Raw genomic sequence first — 19,791 nt, forward strand, 5'->3', positions numbered from 1 at the left:
GAACCCGCTGCGTCTTCCGATGCAGCGGGCATGGTCATCGAACGATCGTGGGCGGCCTAGTTGCCGGTCGTGTTGAGGCTCTTCATCAGCGAGTCGGTCATCTGGTCGATGCTGAAGCTCGCGGGACGCTGGCTCGGCGGGTACTGCTTGAAGGTCGCAAGGAACGGCGCGACCTTGGTCACCGCGTATTGCGCGAGATAGACGTTCTTCGTGCTCCAGTCGTAATACTGGTCGGACACGATATCCGCGCGTTCATACGGGTCCATGCGCAGATTGAAGATCTTCGGCACGCGCAGACACGTGAACGGATTGGCCCAGACCTGGAACCCGCCCGGCGCGCGCTGCTCGCAGAAGACGAACTTCCAGTTGTCCTGGCGCATCGCGACGAGCAGGCCGTCGTCGTCGAAATAGAAGAACTCGTGGCGCGGGCCTTCCTTCGCCTGGCCGGTCAGATAGGGCATGAAGTTATAGCCGTCCAGATGCACCTTGAAATTCTTGCCGCCGACCGCCGCGCCTTTCAGCAGGCGTTCGCCGATGTTCGCGTCGCCCGCGGCGGCGAGCAGCGTCGGGAACCAGTCGAGGCCGGACATCATTTGCGTCGATACGGAGTTGGCCTTGATGTGTCCCGGCCATCGGACCATCGCGGGCACGCGGAACGCGCCTTCCCAGTTGGTGTCTTTCTCGCTGCGGAACGGGGTCGTCGCCGCATCGGGCCAGGAGAACTGGTTCGGGCCGTTGTCCGTCGTGTAGACGACGATCGTGTTGTCCGTGATCTTGAGATCGTCCAGTGTCTTGAGCAGCTTGCCGACATCGCCGTCGTGCTCGATCATGCCGTCCGCATATTCGTTGCCCGGCATGCCGCTTTGCCCTTGCATCGAAGGCCGCACGTGCGTGAAGAGGTGCATGCGCGTGGTGTTCATCCACACGAAGAAGGGCTTGTCCGCCTTCGCCTGCTTTTGAATGAAGTCGATCGCGGCTTGCGTCGTTTCGTCGTCGATCGTTTCCATGCGCTTGCTCGTGAGCGGGCCGGTGTCCTGAATCTTGCCGTCCGCGAAGGAATGAATCACGCCGCGCGGTGCGTTGGCTTTCACATAGGCCGCATCGTTCTTCGGATAGTACGGACGCTCCGGCTCTTCCTCCGCGTTCAGGTGATACAGGTTGCCGAAGAACTCGTCGAAGCCGTGCGCGGTGGGCAGATATTCGTTGCGGTCGCCGAGGTGATTCTTCCCGAACTGGCCCGTTGCGTAGCCGAGCGGCTTCAGCGCCTGCGCAATCGTGATGTTCGCCGCCTGCAGTCCGACCGGCGCGCCCGGCACGCCGACCTTCGACAAGCCCGTGCGCAGCGTCACTTCACCCGTGATGAACGTCGAGCGGCCCGCCGTGCAGCTGTTCTCCGCGTAGTAATCGGTGAAGATCATGCCTTCGTTGGCGATGCGGTCGATATTCGGCGTCGTATAACCGACCACGCCCTTGCTATACGCGCTGATATTGGTCTGCCCGATATCGTCGCCGAAGATCACGAGGATGTTCGGCTTCTTCGAGCTCTGATTGCCGGCGGGCTTCGCATTGTTCTGCGCGGGCGCGGGCGGCTTCGCGGGCGCGGCGGGCTTCGCGTTGTTCTGCGTCTGCGCGGTCGAGACCATCGGCGGCACGATGAGCACGCAGATGGCCGCGATCGCGGCGAGTGCGCCGGTGAGATACCGGACGCGTCGAAGATTCGGCTTTGTCATTGTCGTTCTCCTTTCGCGATGCACCCGCACGCCTCAGAGAAACCGCTATTGCTTCGCGTCGCGCGGATAGATGGTGCTCCACTCGTCCTTCATGCTCACGACGATCCAGCCTTTCGCGAGTGCTTCGTCCCATGCGTGATCGAGCTTGCCGACCTTCGATTGCCGGTCATAGGCGAACTCGCGCGCGGCATCGTCGTGATGCACGATGAGCGCGAGATGCGGACCGGGCTGCGCGGCGGTGTATTCGAGCATCTGCTGGTCGCCGTCCGAGTTGCCGAATGCGAGCACCGGCTTGCGCCCGATTTGTCGATAGATACCGACGGGCTTGCCCGGTCCGTCATCGACGAAATCGAGCTTCGGCTGGCGCACGAGCGCGGGCTTGCCGTCGCGCATTTCGTAACTCACGGCCTGGCTCGAGCCGATCACCTGCTCGGGCGGAATGCCGTAGACACGATCGGCGAATGCGCGCATGAATTCGATCGTCCCGCCCGACACGATGAACGTCTTGAAGCCGTTGGCGCGCAGATACGCGAGCAACTCCAGTTGCGGCTGATAGACGAGCTCGGTATAAGGCCGATGGAACTTCGGATGCCTGGCCGTGGCGAGCCATGCGCGGATCGTGCTGTCGTATTCATCGACGGTCATGCCGCTGTTCGCAATGCCGATGAGCTTCATCAACGCCTTCTGCTGACCCGCGAGCGCTGCCTGATCGTGCGCGGCGAGCGCGCGGAACGCCGGATCGTTGCGCCACTCGGGATGCTTCGGCGCCGCGGCCTTCACCTGGTCCAGCAGGAACATGAACTGAAAGTACAGCGGCTGTTCGCTCCAGAGCGTGCCGTCGTTGTCGAACACCGCGATGCGATCGGCGGGCGGCAGGAACGAGGGCGAGCCTTCGCGCGTCACGTCGTCGACGAACTTGATGATCGCCTCGCGCGCACGGCCATCGCGCCACGAGGGCAGTACCGCGGCGGCGGCCGGTGCCGTGGCTGTTGCCTGCGCGCCGGCGGTGGGCTGAACGCTCGTGCTATCGACATGACTCGCACATCCGGCGACGAACGCCGCGGCAAGCAGCGTCGCCGTACAGCCGCGCAGACGTTCGAACGGCCTGCGCGCCCCGTGCATGGTTTTTTGTTCTTCGAATTTCAAGGTATTGCTTCCTTTCTGCTCAACGAGCGGTTGTTACAAAATCGTCGTGCGTCCGGTTCCAGACGTCCTTGTCCATCACGAGCCGGAATCCCAGATGCGACATGCTGTTGTACGGGTCGGTGCCGCGCCGCGCGCTCGGGCGATAGCTCAGGCAATAGGCTTCGTTGCATAGAAAAGAGCCGCCGCGCGTGACGCGCTTGGGCGCCTGCACGGGCACGCCGGGATCGGCGGGGTCCCATGAATCGGACGGGCCCTTGGGTTCGTCGACCACGCCGCCGATCGACGCCTCGCGTCTGAACTGGTCCGCGCGATACCAGTCCGCGGTCCATTGCCAGGCGTTGCCGGTCATGTCGGAGAGACCGTAGCCGTTGGCCGGAAAGCTGCCGACAGAGCTCGTGCCCGCCGCGCCGCCCGCCTTTGCATTGACGACGGGGAACGGCTGCGCCTGTTGCCCTTGCCAGACGTTCGCCATTTGCTTGCCATCGGGCGTGAACCGATCGCCCCACGAATAGGTGGCCTGCTCGAGGCCGCCGCGCGCGGCGAATTCCCATTCGGCTTCGGTGGGCAGGCGCTTGCCGGCCCATTTCGCATAAGCCTCGGCATCTTCATAAGAGACCTGCACGACAGGATGATCGTCCTTGCCCACGATGCTGCTCGCGGGTCCGGTCGGATGCCGCCAGTCCGCGCCGGGCACGAAGCGCCACCAGCGCGAATAGTCCTGGAGCGGGACTTGCTCCGCAGTGCCGACGAACACCATCGCGCCGGGCACAAGCTTGCTGTCGGGCGGGCGCGGCGTGCCGGGCGGCAACTGCACTTCGAGGGTGTGCCAGTCGGGCTTCTTCTCGGCGGTGGTGACGTAGCCCGTCGCCTCGACGAACTTGCGGAACGCCGCGTTGGTCACGTGATGCTCGTCCATCCAGAAGCCATGCACGCGTACCGCGTGCGCGGGGCGTTCGTTGGCTTGCGCGAGCTTGCTGTCGCTGCCCATCAGGAATTCGCCGCCGGGCACCCACGCCATGCCTTTCGGACCATGCACGCCGTCGCCGAGGACGATGCGGACCGATGGCTTCGCGTGGCTGGTCATCGCCCGACTGACCGCATAGCCGACGAGCGCGGGGCACAAGAGAAGCAGCACGGCCCATAGCGCGACGCGGCGCACACGCGAGCCGCGCACGGCTGGCGGCGATACGGGTGTCGAGTTCTGCTCGCGCGTCGCGTGCTTGCGCATCGTCGACTCGTTGCTCATGCGCGTCCCTCCACTTGTGGCTCGGCGGCGTTCGGACCCACCAATATACGAACGCTTACGCGTTTTCAACCTTTTTTAAGCGGCGCCGAAAAGGAATGCAGCGCCGCTCGCGATTGAGCAATATAGCTTTCATTGCAGCGCCGAGGGTTTCAAAAAATGTAGCAATGCGATGCTTTGACGAAAACGCCGAGGTCCAGTAACTTGTCGCTCACGCGGGCCTATAGCGTCACGAGGCGGAACATAAGATAGACGACCATCGGAAAGAGCCAGTCATGCGCGATACCATCCGGCGTTTCGAAGCGAGCATCGGAGAAGCGGTCGTGGGGCAGGAAGCCGTCGTGCGGCAGATCCTGATCGCGCTGCTCGCCGATGGCCACGTGCTGCTCGAAAGCCTGCCCGGCCTCGCGAAGACGCGTACCGTGAAGGCCATCGCGGCGCGCCTCGCCGCGACGATGAAGCGCATCCAGTTCACGCCCGATCTGCTTCCTTCCGACATCACCGGCGGCGAAACGCTGCTGCAATCGGGCACCGAGCGCACGCTCACGTTCCAGCCCGGCCCGATCTTCGGCAATCTGATTCTCGCGGACGAAATCAATCGCGCGCCCGCGAAGGTGCAATCCGCGTTGCTCGAAGCCATGGAAGAGCGGCAGATTTCCGTGGCCGGCAAGACGCATGCAATGCCCGATCTCTTTCTCGTCATGGCGACGCAGAACCCCATCGAACAGGAAGGCACGTATCCGCTGCCCGAAGCGCAGATGGACCGCTTTCTGTTGAAGGTGCTGATCACGTATCCGTCGCCGCAAAGCGAATGCGAGATGCTGCGTCTCCTGCGGCGTGAGACCGAAGGCGACAGGACGCGCTTCGACACGCTCTCGCAAGAGGACATCTTCGCGGCGCGCGAGGCGGCGCGCCGTGTGAGCGTGGCGCCGGCCATCGACGAATACATCGTGTCGCTCGTGAATGCAACCCGGCATGGCGAGACCATCGACGCCGATCTCGGCAAGTGGATCGAAGTGGGCGCGAGCCCGCGCGGCGCGATCGGTCTCGATCGTGCGAGCCGCGTGCACGCATGGCTCGACGAGCGCGCGTTCGTCACCCCCGACGATGTGCGCGCGGTGATTCATCCGGTGCTGCGTCATCGGCTGCTGCTGTCCTACGATGCGAACGCGGACAACATCGGCGCGGACGCGGTGATCGACCGGCTGGTGGAGAAAGTGGCCGTGCCTGCCTGATTCCGGAGGATTGTTTCGATGGCGGCGAGCGCAGAGGATTCGATCGGAAGCGTGTATGTCGATGCCGCGCATCTCGCGCGGCTCGAATACCGTGCGCGCGGCCTGAGCTTTCTCGCGCCCGCGCCGGTGTCGAGCATTCTGTCGGGCAGACATGCATCGCGCATGCGCGGGCGCGGTCTGAACTTCGAGGAACTGCGCGGCTATTTGCCCGGCGACGATATCCGTCACCTCGACTGGCGCGTGAGTCTGCGCACCGGCAAGCCGCATGTGCGCGTGTACACCGAGGAACGCGATCGTCCCTTGCTCGTGATGGTCGATCAGCGCATGAGCATGTTCTTCGGATCGAGCCGCGCGTTCAAGTCGGTCGTCGCGGCCGAAGCGGCCGCACTCGCGGTATGGATGGGTTTCGCGGCGGGCGATCGCGTGGGCGGCGTCGTGTTCGGCGACGACGAGATGGTGCGCGTGCGGCCCTTGCGCAGCAGAACGCGCATCGAGATGCTGTTCGGCGCGATCGGCCGCATGAATCGCGCGCTCGCCGCCGACAGTCCCGCGCGCACGAACTACGCGCAACTGAACGCCGCGCTCGAAGGCGTGCTGCAGATCGCGGGGCATGATTTTCTCGTCTGCATCATGAGCGATTTCGCCGGCGCCGATGAGCGCACGCGCCAGCTCTTGCGCCAGCTCGCGGCCCATAACGATGTGATCGCCGCGCTCGTCTTCGATCCCATGTGGCAGCGCATGCCGGAGCATCGCGCGCTCGTCGTGAGCGAAGGGCGCCTGCAGGTGGAATTGCGCATCGAGAACGAACGCGTGCGCGCGCCGCTCGCGAGTCTCTTCAAGGGACGCGCCGCCGAAATCGCGGACTTGCTGCGCGCGAGCGGCGTGCCGTTGATGGCGTTATCGACGGCGGAGCCGGTTGTCGATCAGGTGCGCCGGCTGTTCGGCGAACGGCCGCGTCATGCCCTGCGAGGCGGCCTATGAGCGACGTGCTCGTTCCGCATGACACGCCGGCCGCGCTGCAAGCGCTGCGCGAGTTGCCGTTGCCCGCGCCGGTTTCGTATGCGCCGCAGACCATCGGCTGGGCGTTCGTTGCGTTGCTGCTGATCGTGATCGCGCTCGTCGTCGCGTGGTTCGCGTGGCGTCGTCATGAGAAGTCGCGTTATCGGCGCGAGGCGCTTGCCGAACTCGCGCGCATCGAAACGAAGCTGCGCGATGAATCGACGCGTGCCGCGGCGCTCGCCGACATCGCGCCGCTCATCAAACGCACGGCGCTCGCCGCCGCGCCGCGTGGAAAGGTGGCCGCATTGAGCGGCGCGTCATGGCTCGCGTATCTGAAGAAGACGCACGGCGCGTTCGACGACGAAAGCGGCGCTTTGCTCTATGCGGCCAGCTATGCGCCCGCCGGGCAGTTGGCGGCCATCACGCGCGAGAAAGCGGAGCGCGTCGCGCGAGCCGCACGCGACTGGATCGAGCATCATCATGTGGAAGCTTGAATTCCCGTGGATGTTCCTGCTCCTGCCGCTGCCCGCGCTCGTGTGGTGGCTCGTGCCCGCATACCGCACGACGGCGTCGGCCGTGCGCATGCCGTTCTTTCAGGAAATGGCGGACGCTGCGGGAGAAAAGCCCGCGCCCGGCGGCGTGCGTCTGCGCAGCAACTGGCTTCAGCGCATGCTGATGCCCTTGCTCTGGGTGCTGCTGCTGATTGCGGCGGCGCGCCCCGTGTTCGTCGAAGCGCCCGTCACGCGCGACATGCCGGCGCGCGATCTGCTGCTCGCGATCGATCTGTCGCAGTCGATGAGCGAGCGCGATTTCATCGACACCGCAACGAACGAGCGCATGGATCGCCTGAGCGCGGTGAAGCGCGTAGTCGCGGATTTCATCGCGAAACGCAAGGGCGATCGCATCGGTCTCGTCGTGTTCGGCGATGCCGCGTACCCGCAAGCGCCTCTCACGCTCGATCACGACAGCGTGCTGATGCTGCTCGACGCGATGCGCATCGGCATGGCGGGGCCGCGCACGGCGATCGGCGATGCGATCGGTCTTGCCGTCAAGCTGATGGAGAACACGCCCGCGCAGGAGAAAGTGCTCGTGCTGCTCACCGACGGCAACGACACCGCGAGCGCGATTCCGCCGGAGCAGGCGGCGCGCATCGCGAAGCGGCACGGCATCGTCGTGCATACGATCGGCATCGGCGATCCGGATACGCAAGGCGAGGACAAGGTCGATCTCGACGCGCTCGCGCGCATCGCGAAGACGACGGGCGGCAGCGCGTTTCATGCGCTCGGCCGCGAACAGGATCTCGCCGCCGTGTATGCGGACATCGACAGGATGACGCCGGAGAAGATCAAGCGCGAGATTTATCGTCCGCAGCGCGCGTTTTATTGGGTGCCGCTCGCGCTCGCCGTGTCGATGCTCACGCTGTATCACGTGCTCGCGTATCTCATCGCGATGTTGCGTGCGCCGCGCCGCGCGACGCCGATGGACGAGGCGGAGGCCTGACATGGCCATCGATCTCACCGCGTTCCATTTCTTGCGGCCGGTGTGGCTTCTTCTGCTGATTCCCGCCGTGCTGCTGCCTTTCGTCTGGCTGCGCCGCAACGATGTGCGTGCGCGCTGGCGCAATATCATCGCGCCGGACTTGCTCGATCATCTGATCGTCGGCGAAAAGACGCGGCGCCGCGTGCAGCCGGTGCATGCGCTGTCCGCGCTGATCGCGCTCGGCGCGATATCCGTTGCGGGACCGACATGGCAGCAGGAGCGTCCGCCCTTCGATCAGGACAAGGCGCCGCTCGTCGTCGTGCTCGAACTCGCGCGTTCGATGGATGCGGCCGATATCGCGCCGACGCGCATCGAGCGTGCGAAGCAGAAGGTGCTCGATCTCGCCGCGGCGAGAAAGGGCGCGCGCACGGGGCTCGTCGTGTTCGCATCGAGCGCGCATCTCGTCGTGCCGCCGACGGAAGACCCTGCCATGCTCGAACTCTATGTGCCCGCGCTCGCGCCCGAGCTGATGCCGCGCGATGGCAAGAACGCGGCGGCGGGCCTCGCGATGGCGGAGCGCATGCTGCAAAAGACCGAAGCGGCGGGCACGATCGTCTTCATGAGCGACGGCTTCGACGAAAGCGGCACCGATGCGTTCGTGCGTATCGCGAAGGCGTCGAGGCATCAGCTGCTATGGCTCGCAGTGGGCACGGAAAACGGCGGTCCGATACGCAAATCGAACGGCGAACTCGCGATGGACGATGCGGGCCATCCGCTCACCGGCACCTTCGATGCCGCCGCGATCCGCAAGATCACGCAGGCGGCATCCATTCCGCTCGCGAGCATGCGCGCCGATGACGACGATATCGAATGGGTTCAGCGCCGCGCGCAGGTCTATCTTGAGGCGGCGCAGGAAGCGAAGATCGTGCCGCGCTGGAAGGAGAGCGGCTACTGGCTCGTCCTGCCGATACTCATGGTCGCGCTCTATTGCTTCAGGCGCGGATGGACGGTGAAGTGGCTGCCGGTCATATTGATTGCGCTTGCAACGACCGGCGTGCCGACACAGGCGCGCGCGGCATCGTTCGAATGGCTCGACCTCTTCGCGACGCACGATCAACAGGGCCGATGGAGCTTCGAGCACGGCGATTACAAGCGCGCCGCGCAACGTTTCGACGATCCGATGTGGAAAGGCCGCGCGCAATATCTGGCGGGCGATTATGCGGATGCGCTCGAAACGTTCTCGCGAATGGATACGGCACAGGCGTATTTCTACATCGGCAACACGCTTGCGCATCTGAAGGACTATGAAGGCGCAGTGAAGGCATACGACAACGCGCTTGCCCGTCGCGCCGATTTCGCCGATGCGCGCGCGAACCGCGATCTGGTGCAAAAGCTCATCGAGGACGACAAGGACGAGAGCGACGAATCGACGACGCTGAAACCCGATCAGATCGACCTGCAAAAGAAGAAGGGCAAAGAAGGCAAGCGAGTGCCCGTACAGGGGCAGCGTCCTTCCGAAGAAGCATGGATGCGCAACCTGAACACATCGCCGGCGGCGTTCCTGCATCAGCGGTTCGCTCAAGAAGCGGGAGGCGGACCATGATGCGCCGCATCGTCGCGATGCTCTGCATGTGGCTCGCATGCTCGTTCGCATGGGCCGACGATGCGCCACGCACGATGCTGCGCGCGCATCTCGAACCATCGGGGCCGGTCGTGGCGGGCAGCGCGGTGAAGCTCGTCGTCGATGCGCTGACGACGACCTGGTTCACCGCCGCGCCGGACTGGCCGCTCTTCGAGATGCGCGATGCATTCGTCACGCTGCCCGATGACAACGCGCTGAATCTCAATGAGACGATAGACGGCGTGCGATGGTTCGGCGTGAGCCGTGTCTATCGCATCGTGCCGCGCGCGTCGGGCGCGTTCGATGTGCCATCGTTTTCGATTACGCTGCATCCGGGCGGCATGGACACGCTGGTCGCGCTGCAAACGCCGCCGCTCGGCTTCACCGCGACGCTGCCGCCCGGCGCCGAAGGCATGGCGTCATTCTTTCCCGCGCCCAAGGTCACGGCGACGCAGCGCATCGAGCCTGGCGACGGCGCGCTCGAAGTGGGCGGCACGGTGACGCGCATCGTCACGCAGCGCGCCGATGCGACCGAGTCGATGCTGATCGCGCCGGTTCCGTTCGGTGAGATCGAAGGCTTGCGCCGTTATCCGAAGCCGCCCGCCACGCGCAATATCTCCGACGACAGGACGGGGCTCGTCGCGGGCGAGCGGACCGATACGGTCACGTATGTCGTGAACAGGCGCGGGCGTTATGAACTGCCGCCGATCGACATCGAATGGTGGAACACGGCGGCGCATCGGCGCGAAACGATTCATCTGCCTGCGGTACATTTCACTGCACGCGCGGCTCACGAGAAGCCGCTATGGGAGATTCCTGCCGATGCGCTCGCAGGCGCGGCGCGTCACACGGTGATCTTCCTGAATGCGCGCGACATCGTGTATGCGTGCATCGTGCTGGCGTGCGTGGCGGCGGGCGTGTGGTTCTATCCGCGCATGAGAACGTGGCTCGAACGGCTGTCGCGCTGGTGGATCGCGGCGCGCAGGAAGCGGGCGGAAGGCGAGTTCGCCGCGTGGCGCGCGTTGAAGCAAGCCGTCGATTCGGGCGCGATGAAGCGCGTGATTCCGGCGCTTTATCGATGGATGGATGCGAACCCGCGCTTCGCGCATCCCGCGCGGCTCGACGAACTCGATCGCGATGCGGAGCCTGCGCTGAAGGAAGTCGCGAAGGCCGTCGAATCGTATTACGAAGGCACGGACAGCGCCCTGAGCGTGACGCTGCATCGCCGGGCGCGATGGATGCGAGCGCGTCGCACGCGCGGCCCGGCGCTGCCGCCGCTCAATGAAGGATGACGCAGGCATTTCAATCATCGACGGGAGGAGAAACGGCCATGACTCGACTGACTCGGAAGCTCGCGTGCATCGTCGCGCTCGCATTACTGTCCACGTCGCTTGCGCTGGCTTGTACGCGGGCGCTTTATGTCGGCGATAAAGGCCTCGTCATCACGGGCCGCTCGATGGACTGGTCCGAGGACATGCGCTCGAATCTCTGGGTGATGCCCGCGGGCATCGAACGCGATGGCAACGCGGGGCCGCGCTCGATCAAATGGAAATCGAAGTATGGGAGCGTCGTGGTGTCGGGCTATGAGATCGGCACGGTGGATGGCATGAACGAGCGCGGGCTCGTCGCCAATGCGCTCTATCTCGCGGAGACCGACTACGGCAAGCCCGACCCGAAGCGCGATCCGATGTCGATCAGCCTGTGGGCGCAATACGCGCTCGACAACTTCGCGACCGTCGGGCAAGCGGTCTATGTGATGTCGCGCGAGCCGTTCCAGATCATCGCGCCGCCTTTGCCCAACGGCAAACCGCTCACGATTCATCTTTCGCTTTCGGATGCGCGCGGCGATTCGGCCATTTTCGAATACATCAACGGCAAGCTCATCATTCATCAGGGCAAGAAGTACAAGGTCATGACGAATTCGCCGATCTACGACGAGCAGCTCGCGATCGACACGTACTGGAAGAGCGTCGGCGGCATGGGCTTTTTGCCGGGCACGAATCGCGCGGCGGATCGCTTCGTGCGCGCGTCGTTTCTGCTCGATGCGATCCCGAAGCAGGCCGATGCGAACTACATGGCGGGCGTGCCGCAGAAGTCGTATGCGTTTCAGGCGGTGGCGAGCGTGATGAGCGTCATGCGTTCGGTGAGCGTGCCGCTCGGCATCAGCGCGCCGGAGCAGCCGAACCTGTCATCGACGATATGGCGCACGGTCTCCGATCAGCAAAACCTCGTCTATTACTTCGATTCGGCCACGCGGCCCGATACCTTCTGGGTGTCGCTGAAGAAGCTCAACCTGAATCCGGGCGCGCCGGTGATGAAGCTCACGATCGATGCGGGACAGGTATTTTCGGGCGAGGCGGCGGGCAGCTTCGTCGCGGCGCCCGCGTTCGCTTTCATGCCCGCGAAAGCGCCTTGACGGGCGCCTCGAGGGGCGCGCTCGCCGCCGCGTCGCCATGACTCGACACGAAACGAGGCAGCGACTTCGCCGGCGAAGGTAAAATACTGTCCTTTTGCCCCCGGTGATCCTGTGCAAGGCATGAAGCGCACGGCATTCAGCGGCCCGGCGCTCGTTCGCCTGCTGGCACATTTTGCCGATCTCGACGTTCAAGAACCCGCTCAATCGCTGTCGGACCGCCTGAGCCAATGGCTCGGCTGGACCGATGCGATCGCGCTGTCCACCGCGCTCGCGACCGATCCGCCCGCCGCATTCGGCGCGCGATCCGCCGCGCCGGGCGTGGAAGAGGAGTGCGCGCGCGTGCGGTCCTCGCTCGCGGGCGCCTTCGCGCGCGAGGAAGCAGCCGCGCGCCGCAGGCATCGTGCGGCCGTGCAGCCGTCGCCGGATGAGGCGCCGCCCGACTACGCGGACTTTCGCCAGCGCTATGTGTCGCTGCAGCAGGCGATGGAGTCCGACATCGGCGCGCTGCGCGCACGGCTGCGGGCGATGCTCGCGGCGAAGTCGCAGGACATGGCGCGCCTCGCCGTCGTCGATGCCGTCATGGAACAGGCATTGAGCGCGCGCGAGCGCACGCTGCTCGCCAACGTGCCCGCATTGCTCGGCAAGCACTTCGAGCGCTTGAAGCGCGTCCACGCTTCGCAGGAAGCATCGACGCCCAACGCATGGCTCGATGTGTTTCGCAAGGACCTGCAAAGCGTGCTGCTCGCCGAACTGGATATTCGTTTTCAACCGATCGAAGGCTTGCTCGCGGCTCTTCGCACCCGCTAACTGGCTCGCTATGCCCCGAAATCTTTTGAACATCGTTGTTTTCTCGATTGGCCTCGCCGCGGTTCTCGGCATCGGCATCGCGTATATCGCGTCGAATGCAATCGCGTTCGCCGTCACGCTCGTGATCGCCGGATGCTATCTCGCGGGCGCGGCCGAACTGCGTCGCTATCAGCAGATCACCGTCACGCTCGAACAGTCCGTCGCGCAACTCGCGAGCGCACCGCGCAGCCTCGCTGCGTGGCTCGATACGCTGCATCCGAGCCTGCGCAATGCGGTGCGTCTGCGCGTCGAAGGCGAGCGCGCCGCTTTGCCCGGACCGGCACTCGCGCCGTATCTCGTCGGCCTGCTCGTGCTGCTCGGCATGCTCGGCACGCTGCTCGGCATGGTCGCGACCTTGCGCGGCACCGGCACCGCCTTGCAAAGCGCATCGGATCTGACGGCGATCCGCGCGTCGCTCGCCGCGCCGGTCACGGGCCTCGGCTTCGCGTTCGGCACGTCGATCGCGGGCGTCGCCACGTCCGCGATGCTCGGCCTTTTGTCCGCGCTATGCCGCCGCGAACGCGTGCAGGTCACGCAGCAGCTCGACATGAAGATCGCGACGACGCTGCGCGCTTTCACGCAGGCGCATCAGCGCGAGGAAACGTTCAAGCTGCTGCAGCTTCAGACGGAATTGATGCCGAAGCTCGTCGACCGTCTCCAGTCGATGACGCTCGCGATCGAGCAGCAGAGCATCGCGGCGAGCGAACGGCAGATCGCGAGTCAGGACGCGTTTCATGCGAAGGCGGAAACGTCGTACCGGCGGCTCGCGACATCGGTGGAGCTGTCGTTGAAGCAGAGCGTCGCTGACAGCGCGCGTGCTGCGAGCGCCGCGCTGCAGCCGGTCATGCAGGCGACGATGGACGGCATCGCGCGCGAAGTGACGACGTTGCACGGTAACGTCGAGCAGGCGGTCGCGCGTCAGCTCGAAGGATTGTCGAGCGGCTTCGAGACATCGTCGGCGAAAGTCGCGGAGATCTGGAGCCAGTCGCTTGCGAAGCACGCGCAGTCGAATGCGGCGCTCGTCGACGAGATGAGCGGATCGCTCGACCGCTTCGCGCTGACATTCGATCAGCGCGCGACGAACCTCGTCGATGGCGTGTCCGCGCAGATGGATCGCGTGTCGGGCGGGCTGGCGTCGTCGGTTGCGAAGCACGAGCAGTCGAGCGATGCGCTCGTCGCGCGCATGGATGCATCGCTGGAACGCTTCGCGCAGACGTTCGAAACGCGCGCGACGAACCTCGTCGATGGCGTGTCCGTGCAGATGGATCGCGTGTCGGGCGGGCTGGCGTCGTCGGTTGCGAAGCACGCGCAGTCGAGCGATGCGCTCGTCGCGCGCATGGACGCATCGCTGGAACGCTTCGCGCAGACGTTCGAAACGCGCTCGTCAAGCCTGATCCATGACGTCACCGCGCGCCTCGAAACCTCAACCGGCAACCTGTCGCAAGCCTGGAATGAAGCGCTCGCGCAGCACGCGCGCGCGAACGAACATGCAGCCGAACAGAATCAGAGCGCATTGACCGCCGCCGCAGCGAGCTTCGGGCAACACGCGGCATCGCTCGTGCAATCGGTCGACCGCTCGCACGCGGACCTGCGCGCGGAGCTCGCTCAACGCGGCGAAGAACGTCTCGCGGCATGGAGCAACGCGCTCGATACGATGACCGCTTCGCTGCGCGATCAATGGCAGGAAACGAGCACGGTGGCCGCGAATCGTCAAAAGGACATCTGCGATGCGCTCGCGCAAGCCGCGCACGACATGTCCGCGCAATCGCAGGCGCATGCGAGCGCGACCGTCGCGGAGATCGAGCGTCTCGTGCAGGCCGCATCGGAAGCACCGAAGGCCGCGGCTGAAGTGGTCGCCGAGATGCGTCAGAAGCTCTCCGATTCGATGGTCCGCGATACCGCGATGCTCGAAGAGCGCAGCCGTCTGCTCGCCACGGTCGAGACCTTGCTCGATGCCGTGAATCTCGCATCGAACGAGCAACGCGCCGCGATCGACGCACTGGTCGATACCTCGGCGACATTGCTCGAACGCGTCGGCACGCAGTTCACCGGCACGGTCGAAAGCGAGGCCGGCAAGCTCGGCGCGATGGCCGCGCAAGTGACGACGAGCGCCGTCGAAATGGCGAGCCTGTCGGACGCGTTCGGCGCGGCGGTGCAGTCCTTCGGCGCATCGAACGACAAGCTCGTCGCGCATCTCGAACGCATCGAAAGCGCGCTCGACAAATCGCTCGCGCGCAGCGATGAACAACTCGCGTACTACGTGGCGCAGGCGAAGGAAGTGATCGACCTGAGCATGATGTCGCAGAAGCAGATCGTCGAGGACTTGCAGCATATCGCGGGTCAGCGCGTGGCCGGAGCGCGGGCGGCATGAACGAGGAAATCGACGGCGGCGCGGAACACGCTGCGCCGATCTGGGCCGCGTTCGCCGATCTGATGTCGGTGCTGCTGGGCGCGTTCGTGCTGATACTCGTCGGCGTGATCGGCGTGCAGTTGCAGCTCGAAAACAAGCTCGACGAAGAAGTGAAGCATCGGCAGCAGGAAACGCAGCGCCGCAAGACGCTGGAGCAGGCGCTCGCGGGACCGCTCGCGTCGGGACGCGTGACGCTCGTGAACGGGCGCATCGGCATCAGCGGCAATGTGCTTTTCGCGCTCAACTCCGATCAGTTGCAGCCGCAGGGCCGCGACGTGCTGAAGAGCCTCGCCGGGCCGCTCGACAGCTATCTGCGCGCGCATGAGGAGATTCTCATGGTGAGCGGTTTCGCCGACGATCAGCAAGTGCACGAAGGCAACCGCCGCTTCGCGGACAACTGGGAGCTTTCCGCGAAACGCGCGTTGACGGTGACCCGCGCGTTGATCGATGCGGGCGTGCCGTCGTCGTCGGTGTTTGCCGCTGCGTTCGGCTCGGAGCAGCCCGTGAGCTCCAACGCCGACGAAGGCGGGCGCGCGAAGAACCGGCGCGTGGAAATTTCCGCGGTGCCGCGGCCATCGAACGATGCGGTGAAGGCGCATGAGTAGCGCGGCATCGGCACGCGCGTTGCTCGACGCATGGCGCGCGAGCGGCGACGATCGTGCGAATCCCGTGCGCTTCCATCTCATCGATGCATTGGACCGGCGCGCAGCCGCGTATGAAGGCGAGGCGCGACGCATGCTCGATGAACGTGTCGCGCAATTGCTCGATGCGTATCGGCGCGATATCGAACGTGCCGCTGCGAATAGCGCCGAAAGCAAGGACGCTTCCGAACGCGGACCGCTGGCGATGCTCGTCGAAGACATCGCGAAGGCGTCTTCGATGCATCAGACATCGCATGTGGAATTGCTCGATTATTTTCGCGCGGTGTGGTCGAAGGTCAGCGCGGAAAAGCAGTTGCGCGATTCGTTCGCACAGGTGCCGAAGAACGCCGGGCCGCTCAATTCGAGCAGTCTCGTGCACCGGTCGCTGTCGCTGATGCGCGAGGTATCGCCGGGCTATCTCGAGCAGTTCCTCGCCTACGCCGATGCGCTTTCGTGGATGGAAGAGATGGTGGCCGGAAGCGGCGGCACGGCCGCGAAGGACGCGCCCCGCGCCGCCGCCACGAAGAAAGGCGGGCGCGGCAAATCGCGCCCGGCCGATCGCGCTACTTGAGATACAGCGCCGGCGCGTACGTGCCTTCACGCGACGAGAACACGACGGTCTTGCCCGTGGTGTTGCGCACGCAAATACCGATCATCGCGCTGCCGGACGCGATGCTGCTGCGGATATAGTTCGTCACGTCGTTGAGGCGCGGCTGATCGACATTGTCGAGATAGATTCCGCCGATGGACTGCTGCGTGCAATCGCCAGCCTGCGGCATGGGGCTGGTTTCGGTCCAGTCCGTTTTAGCCGCGTAGAGGCTCAGCATGATCGCGCTCGAATCCGTCACGTTCTGCCCCTTCGTTTGCAGCTTCGCACCGGACCACGGATAGTCCGTCGTGTTCACAGGCGTCGGGAACTTCATCAGGATCGTATCGCCGGGACCGACCTGCAATTGCGTGTCGGTGGCCGAGACGGCGCCCGTCGAACTGATCCACGCGTCCGCCGTCGCGGGCGAGTAGTAGGTGGGAAGGTTGCCGGCGCAGCCCGTGTTCGCGTTGCTGCATTTGTCGACCGCGTACTTCATGGTGTCCTCCTTCCATGCGGAGATGAAATCCGCGTGGGCCGTATAGAGCGATCCCCATTGCGGCACCCATGCGCCATCGACAAACTGCGGGTCCATCGAGAGCTGGGCTGTCGACAGGTCCGGGTCCTGGTCGAGCGAGTACTGGATGTTCATCTGCAATTCGGGAATCTTCACCGGGAAGTCTGCCGGGCAGGTGCCGTCCTTATTCCGATAGGCCATGTAGCCGATGAACGCCATGGGTCCGGTGTGGCCGGAGCCGGTCATGCGCGGCGGCGTCGTGTCCTTGCCATTCCAGCAATCCGGAAAGTGAATCGAAATGTTGAGCTGCGCGTAGGTGCCGTTCGAATCGGTGACGACGGGACACGATGTCGGTGCGGTCGTCGTGTAGCCGCTGCCGCCGCGGCAGAGATAGTTGATCTGCGGATTCGGGCCGGTGCCCCTGTGATCGCCAGCCAGCATCTGCAGGCCGGGCGGAATCGGGCTGACCGGCATGACGGGCTGATCGTTCTTGTAGTACGTCTTCGCGAAGTCCGGCACGATGATGCCGGATGCGCGCTTGAGCTGCGGCGCCCAGTAAGCGGACACATCACCGCTCACGTCGCAGGTCGTCAACTTGTTGGCGCTCAGGGTCGAGTAGTCGCTATACGCGTCCGTGCCGGTATTGCCGAAGAAATCGTGCTGCATGGCCGTTCCCGGCAGACCGTAGCGGACGATGGAATCGTCCGGTTTCGTGTGCGAGTATTTGCAAGAGACAGAGAAAGTGCCGGCGGCGAACACGGACGGCGAATAAATCGTCAAGGCGAATAAAGCGCTAAGCAGTAAAACAAAAGAGGCCTTCGTTTTCATGATGTCCTGGGTCTCCGCACGCGCTCGATTGGGGTGCCTAGAGCAATAGATCATTCACCGGCACTTCTCAATCAGATAAGCAAAACGAAGAAACTCAGGAAGCGCATCGGAGACCGGAAGCGAGTGGCTTCACTGTTTCGGTTTCATGTGGCAGCTCGAGCGCCGCATGGAATGCCGAGGGCCGTACACGACGAAACGCCATCCGCGATACACGGATGGCGTTTCGTTTGCAGGAGATGAAACTACGCGAGCCAGCCTTTGATCGTGTTCGCCATGACATTCGTCGAGATGCCGTAGCGATCGTGCAGCGTGGGCAACGCGCCCGCATCGAGGAACGCATCGGGCAGCGCGATCTGACGATAGGTGGGCGTCACGCCCGCGGTGAGCAAGGCGGTCGCGACTGCCTCGCCCAGGCCGCCGATCACCGTATGGTTCTCGGCCACGACCACGAGACGTCCCGAACGCTGCGCCTCGCGGATGATCGTTTCGGTGTCGAGCGGCTTGATCGTCGGTACGTGCAGTACGGCCACGTCGACGTTGTCGGCTTGCAGCGCCTTCGCGGTTTCGAGCGCGCGCATCGTCATGATGCCCGACGAGATGATCAGCACGTCGCGGCCATCGCGCACGAGCTTCGCCTTGCCGAGCTCGAACTGGTAGTCATATTCATCGAGCACGGCGGGCACGTTGCCGCGCAACAGACGCGCATACACCGGACCTTTGTGCGCGGCGATCGCGGGCACCATCTGCTCGATATCGAGCGCATCGCACGGATCGATCACGGTCATGTTCGGCATCGCGCGCATCAGCGCGAGATCTTCCGCCGCCTGATGGCTCGGGCCGTAACCGGTGGTGAGCCCCGGCAGCGCGGCGACGATCTTCACATCGAGATTGTCTTCCGCGATCGTCTGATGGATGAAGTCATACGCACGGCGCGTCGCGAACACCGCATACGTCGTGACGAACGGTTGCGCGCCTTCATGCGCGAAGCCTGCCGCCGCGCCCATCAGCAGTTGCTCGGCCATCCCCATCTGATAGTAACGCTCGGGAAATTCCTTCGCGAAGATATGCAGGTCCGTGTACTTGCCGAGATCGGCCGTCATGCCGATGATGTTCGTCTTCGTGCGCGCCTCTTCCACGAGGGCGTGGCCGAACGGTGCTGAACGCGTGAGCTGGCCTTCGCCTGCAATCGACGCGATCATCGCGGATGTCTTCAGACGCGGCTTCTTCTCGATGGTGCTCATGCTTGTCTCCCTGCTTCGAGTGCTTCGAGCGCCAGTTGCCATTCATGGGCATCGACGCGGATGAAATGGTTTTTCTCGCGCTGTTCGAGGAAGGGCACGCCGCAGCCCATCTTCGTATCGCACACGATGATGCGCGGCTTCGCATCCTTCAGGTTGCGCGCATTGTCGAAGGCTTCTTTCACGGCGTCGATATCGTTGCCGTCCACGCGCTGCACATACCAGCCGAATGCTTCGAGCTTCTCGACGAGCGGCTCGAACGACATGATCTGCGTCGAAGGGCCATCGGCTTGCTGATTGTTCACGTCGACCATCGCGATGAGGTTGTCGAGCTTCCAGTGCGCGGCGGACATGAGGCCTTCCCAGATCGAGCCTTCGTCGAGCTCGCCATCGGAGAAGAGCGTGTAGACGAAGGACTTCGAGCCTTTGCGCTTGAGGCCGAGGCAACGTCCCACCGCGATGGTGAGCCCTTGACCGAGCGAGCCGCCGGACATCTCCATGCCGGGCGTGTAGCTCGCCATGCCGGACATCGGCAGGCGGCTGTCGTCGCTGCCGTAGGTTTCGAGTTCTTCCTGCGGCAGGATGCCCGCTTCGAACAGCGCGGCGTACAGCGCGATTGCATAGTGACCGTTAGACAGCAGGAAGCGGTCGCGGCCTTCCCATTCGGGATCTTCCGGGCGATAGTTCATCGCGCCGAAGTACGCGACGGCCAGCACGTCGGCGATATCGAGCGCCTGGCCGATATAACCCTGGCCTTGCACTTCGCCCATCAGAAGCGCGTTGCGGCGGATGCGGTAGGCGCGCTCGGCGAGCGTCACCTCCTCGATGACGGGAGTACTCATGCGTTGTCTCCTTG

17 protein-coding genes are annotated in these 19,791 nt (G+C 64.4%); 11 read left to right on the forward strand and 6 right to left on the reverse strand.

Annotated features, from left to right (window positions below; genetic code table 11):
* Window positions 1–56 precede the first annotated feature (56 nt).
* From AWB78_RS12985 to AWB78_RS12995, 3 genes are read right to left on the reverse strand one after another with little or no spacing between them, the layout of a single operon-like run.
* The gene (locus tag AWB78_RS12985; RefSeq protein WP_062604988.1) at window positions 57–1,730 is read right to left on the reverse strand and encodes an arylsulfatase; all 1,674 of its coding nucleotides are present in this window, start codon (window positions 1,728–1,730) and stop codon (window positions 57–59) included.
* Window positions 1,731–1,775: 45 nt separating this feature from the next.
* Window positions 1,776–2,852: an HAD family hydrolase gene (locus AWB78_RS12990; protein WP_062605069.1), complete on the reverse strand. Its 1,077-nt coding sequence runs from the start codon at window positions 2,850–2,852 to the stop codon at window positions 1,776–1,778.
* A 43-nt stretch (window positions 2,853–2,895) separates the two neighbouring features.
* On the reverse strand, window positions 2,896–4,122 hold the full coding sequence (locus AWB78_RS12995) for a formylglycine-generating enzyme family protein (RefSeq protein WP_374729463.1): 1,227 nt from the start codon (window positions 4,120–4,122) through the stop codon (window positions 2,896–2,898).
* A 272-nt stretch (window positions 4,123–4,394) separates the two neighbouring features.
* Between AWB78_RS12995 and AWB78_RS13000 the strand changes: the two genes are divergently transcribed.
* The 11 genes from AWB78_RS13000 (at window position 4,395) to AWB78_RS13050 (ending at window position 16,337) form a co-directional block, all read left to right on the forward strand.
* Entirely contained in the window at window positions 4,395–5,354 is a 960-nt protein-coding gene (locus AWB78_RS13000) for an AAA family ATPase (protein ID WP_062604989.1), read from the forward strand.
* 18 nt (window positions 5,355–5,372) lie between these two features.
* Window positions 5,373–6,335: a DUF58 domain-containing protein gene (locus AWB78_RS13005; RefSeq protein ID WP_062604990.1), complete on the forward strand. Its 963-nt coding sequence runs from the start codon at window positions 5,373–5,375 to the stop codon at window positions 6,333–6,335.
* Window positions 6,332–6,847, forward strand: a complete 516-nt coding sequence (locus tag AWB78_RS13010) for a DUF4381 domain-containing protein (RefSeq protein WP_062604991.1) — start codon at window positions 6,332–6,334, stop codon at window positions 6,845–6,847. The genes AWB78_RS13005 and AWB78_RS13010 overlap by 4 nt, the downstream gene beginning before the upstream one ends.
* A complete protein-coding gene (locus AWB78_RS13015) occupies window positions 6,834–7,853 on the forward strand; it encodes a vWA domain-containing protein (RefSeq protein WP_062604992.1) in 1,020 nt (339 codons plus the stop codon). Before AWB78_RS13010 ends, AWB78_RS13015 begins: the two co-directional genes overlap by 14 nt.
* 1 nt (window position 7,854) lies before the next feature.
* Window positions 7,855–9,435 (forward strand): vWA domain-containing protein, encoded by a 1,581-nt coding sequence (locus tag AWB78_RS13020; protein ID WP_062604993.1) that lies wholly within the window; start codon window positions 7,855–7,857, stop codon window positions 9,433–9,435.
* Window positions 9,432–10,745 (forward strand): BatD family protein, encoded by a 1,314-nt coding sequence (locus tag AWB78_RS13025; protein WP_074173435.1) that lies wholly within the window; start codon window positions 9,432–9,434, stop codon window positions 10,743–10,745. The genes AWB78_RS13020 and AWB78_RS13025 overlap by 4 nt, the downstream gene beginning before the upstream one ends.
* 38 nt (window positions 10,746–10,783) lie before the next feature.
* Complete coding sequence (locus AWB78_RS13030) at window positions 10,784–11,869, forward strand: linear amide C-N hydrolase (protein WP_062604995.1); 1,086 nt, start codon at window positions 10,784–10,786, stop codon at window positions 11,867–11,869.
* Between the two features lie 120 nt (window positions 11,870–11,989).
* The gene (locus tag AWB78_RS13035) at window positions 11,990–12,676 is read left to right on the forward strand and encodes a DUF3348 domain-containing protein (protein ID WP_062604996.1); all 687 of its coding nucleotides are present in this window, start codon (window positions 11,990–11,992) and stop codon (window positions 12,674–12,676) included.
* A gap of 10 nt (window positions 12,677–12,686) precedes the next feature.
* Entirely contained in the window at window positions 12,687–15,086 is a 2,400-nt protein-coding gene (locus AWB78_RS13040; RefSeq protein ID WP_062604997.1) for a DUF802 domain-containing protein, read from the forward strand.
* Window positions 15,083–15,730: an OmpA family protein gene (locus tag AWB78_RS13045; protein WP_062604998.1), complete on the forward strand. Its 648-nt coding sequence runs from the start codon at window positions 15,083–15,085 to the stop codon at window positions 15,728–15,730. The genes AWB78_RS13040 and AWB78_RS13045 overlap by 4 nt, the downstream gene beginning before the upstream one ends.
* A complete protein-coding gene (locus tag AWB78_RS13050; RefSeq protein WP_062604999.1) occupies window positions 15,723–16,337 on the forward strand; it encodes a DUF2894 domain-containing protein in 615 nt (204 codons plus the stop codon). The genes AWB78_RS13045 and AWB78_RS13050 overlap by 8 nt, the downstream gene beginning before the upstream one ends.
* Here AWB78_RS13050 and AWB78_RS13055 read toward each other — a convergent pair.
* The 3 genes from AWB78_RS13055 to AWB78_RS13065 form a co-directional block, all read right to left on the reverse strand.
* Window positions 16,330–17,697, reverse strand: coding sequence for a DUF1996 domain-containing protein (locus tag AWB78_RS13055; RefSeq protein ID WP_062605000.1), 1,368 nt, complete (start codon window positions 17,695–17,697; stop codon window positions 16,330–16,332). The genes AWB78_RS13050 and AWB78_RS13055 overlap by 8 nt on opposite strands.
* A 242-nt stretch (window positions 17,698–17,939) precedes the next feature.
* Window positions 17,940–18,938: a transketolase family protein gene (locus AWB78_RS13060; RefSeq protein WP_062605001.1), complete on the reverse strand. Its 999-nt coding sequence runs from the start codon at window positions 18,936–18,938 to the stop codon at window positions 17,940–17,942.
* Entirely contained in the window at window positions 18,935–19,777 is an 843-nt protein-coding gene (locus AWB78_RS13065; RefSeq protein WP_062605002.1) for a transketolase, read from the reverse strand. The genes AWB78_RS13060 and AWB78_RS13065 overlap by 4 nt, the downstream gene beginning before the upstream one ends.
* Between the last annotated feature and the right edge of the window lie 14 nt (window positions 19,778–19,791).

The organism is Caballeronia calidae, from assembly GCF_900044055.2.
Lineage (GTDB): Bacteria > Pseudomonadota > Gammaproteobacteria > Burkholderiales > Burkholderiaceae > Caballeronia > Caballeronia calidae.

Excerpts from the sequence above, each read along its gene's own strand:
- AWB78_RS12985 (WP_062604988.1), bottom strand. The coding sequence starts at position 1,730 with ATGACAAAGCCGAATCTTCGACGCGTCCGGTATCTCACCGGCGCACTC.
- AWB78_RS12990 (WP_062605069.1), bottom strand. The coding sequence starts at position 2,852 with ATGCACGGGGCGCGCAGGCCGTTCGAACGTCTGCGCGGCTGTACGGCG.
- AWB78_RS12995 (WP_374729463.1), bottom strand. The coding sequence starts at position 4,122 with ATGAGCAACGAGTCGACGATGCGCAAGCACGCGACGCGCGAGCAGAAC.
- AWB78_RS13000 (WP_062604989.1), top strand. The coding sequence starts at position 4,395 with ATGCGCGATACCATCCGGCGTTTCGAAGCGAGCATCGGAGAAGCGGTC.
- AWB78_RS13005 (WP_062604990.1), top strand. The coding sequence starts at position 5,373 with ATGGCGGCGAGCGCAGAGGATTCGATCGGAAGCGTGTATGTCGATGCC.
- AWB78_RS13010 (WP_062604991.1), top strand. The coding sequence starts at position 6,332 with ATGAGCGACGTGCTCGTTCCGCATGACACGCCGGCCGCGCTGCAAGCG.
- AWB78_RS13015 (WP_062604992.1), top strand. The coding sequence starts at position 6,834 with ATGTGGAAGCTTGAATTCCCGTGGATGTTCCTGCTCCTGCCGCTGCCC.
- AWB78_RS13020 (WP_062604993.1), top strand. The coding sequence starts at position 7,855 with ATGGCCATCGATCTCACCGCGTTCCATTTCTTGCGGCCGGTGTGGCTT.
- AWB78_RS13025 (WP_074173435.1), top strand. The coding sequence starts at position 9,432 with ATGATGCGCCGCATCGTCGCGATGCTCTGCATGTGGCTCGCATGCTCG.
- AWB78_RS13030 (WP_062604995.1), top strand. The coding sequence starts at position 10,784 with ATGACTCGACTGACTCGGAAGCTCGCGTGCATCGTCGCGCTCGCATTA.
- AWB78_RS13035 (WP_062604996.1), top strand. The coding sequence starts at position 11,990 with ATGAAGCGCACGGCATTCAGCGGCCCGGCGCTCGTTCGCCTGCTGGCA.
- AWB78_RS13040 (WP_062604997.1), top strand. The coding sequence starts at position 12,687 with ATGCCCCGAAATCTTTTGAACATCGTTGTTTTCTCGATTGGCCTCGCC.
- AWB78_RS13045 (WP_062604998.1), top strand. The coding sequence starts at position 15,083 with ATGAACGAGGAAATCGACGGCGGCGCGGAACACGCTGCGCCGATCTGG.
- AWB78_RS13050 (WP_062604999.1), top strand. The coding sequence starts at position 15,723 with ATGAGTAGCGCGGCATCGGCACGCGCGTTGCTCGACGCATGGCGCGCG.
- AWB78_RS13055 (WP_062605000.1), bottom strand. The coding sequence starts at position 17,697 with ATGAAAACGAAGGCCTCTTTTGTTTTACTGCTTAGCGCTTTATTCGCC.
- AWB78_RS13060 (WP_062605001.1), bottom strand. The coding sequence starts at position 18,938 with ATGAGCACCATCGAGAAGAAGCCGCGTCTGAAGACATCCGCGATGATC.
- AWB78_RS13065 (WP_062605002.1), bottom strand. The coding sequence starts at position 19,777 with ATGAGTACTCCCGTCATCGAGGAGGTGACGCTCGCCGAGCGCGCCTAC.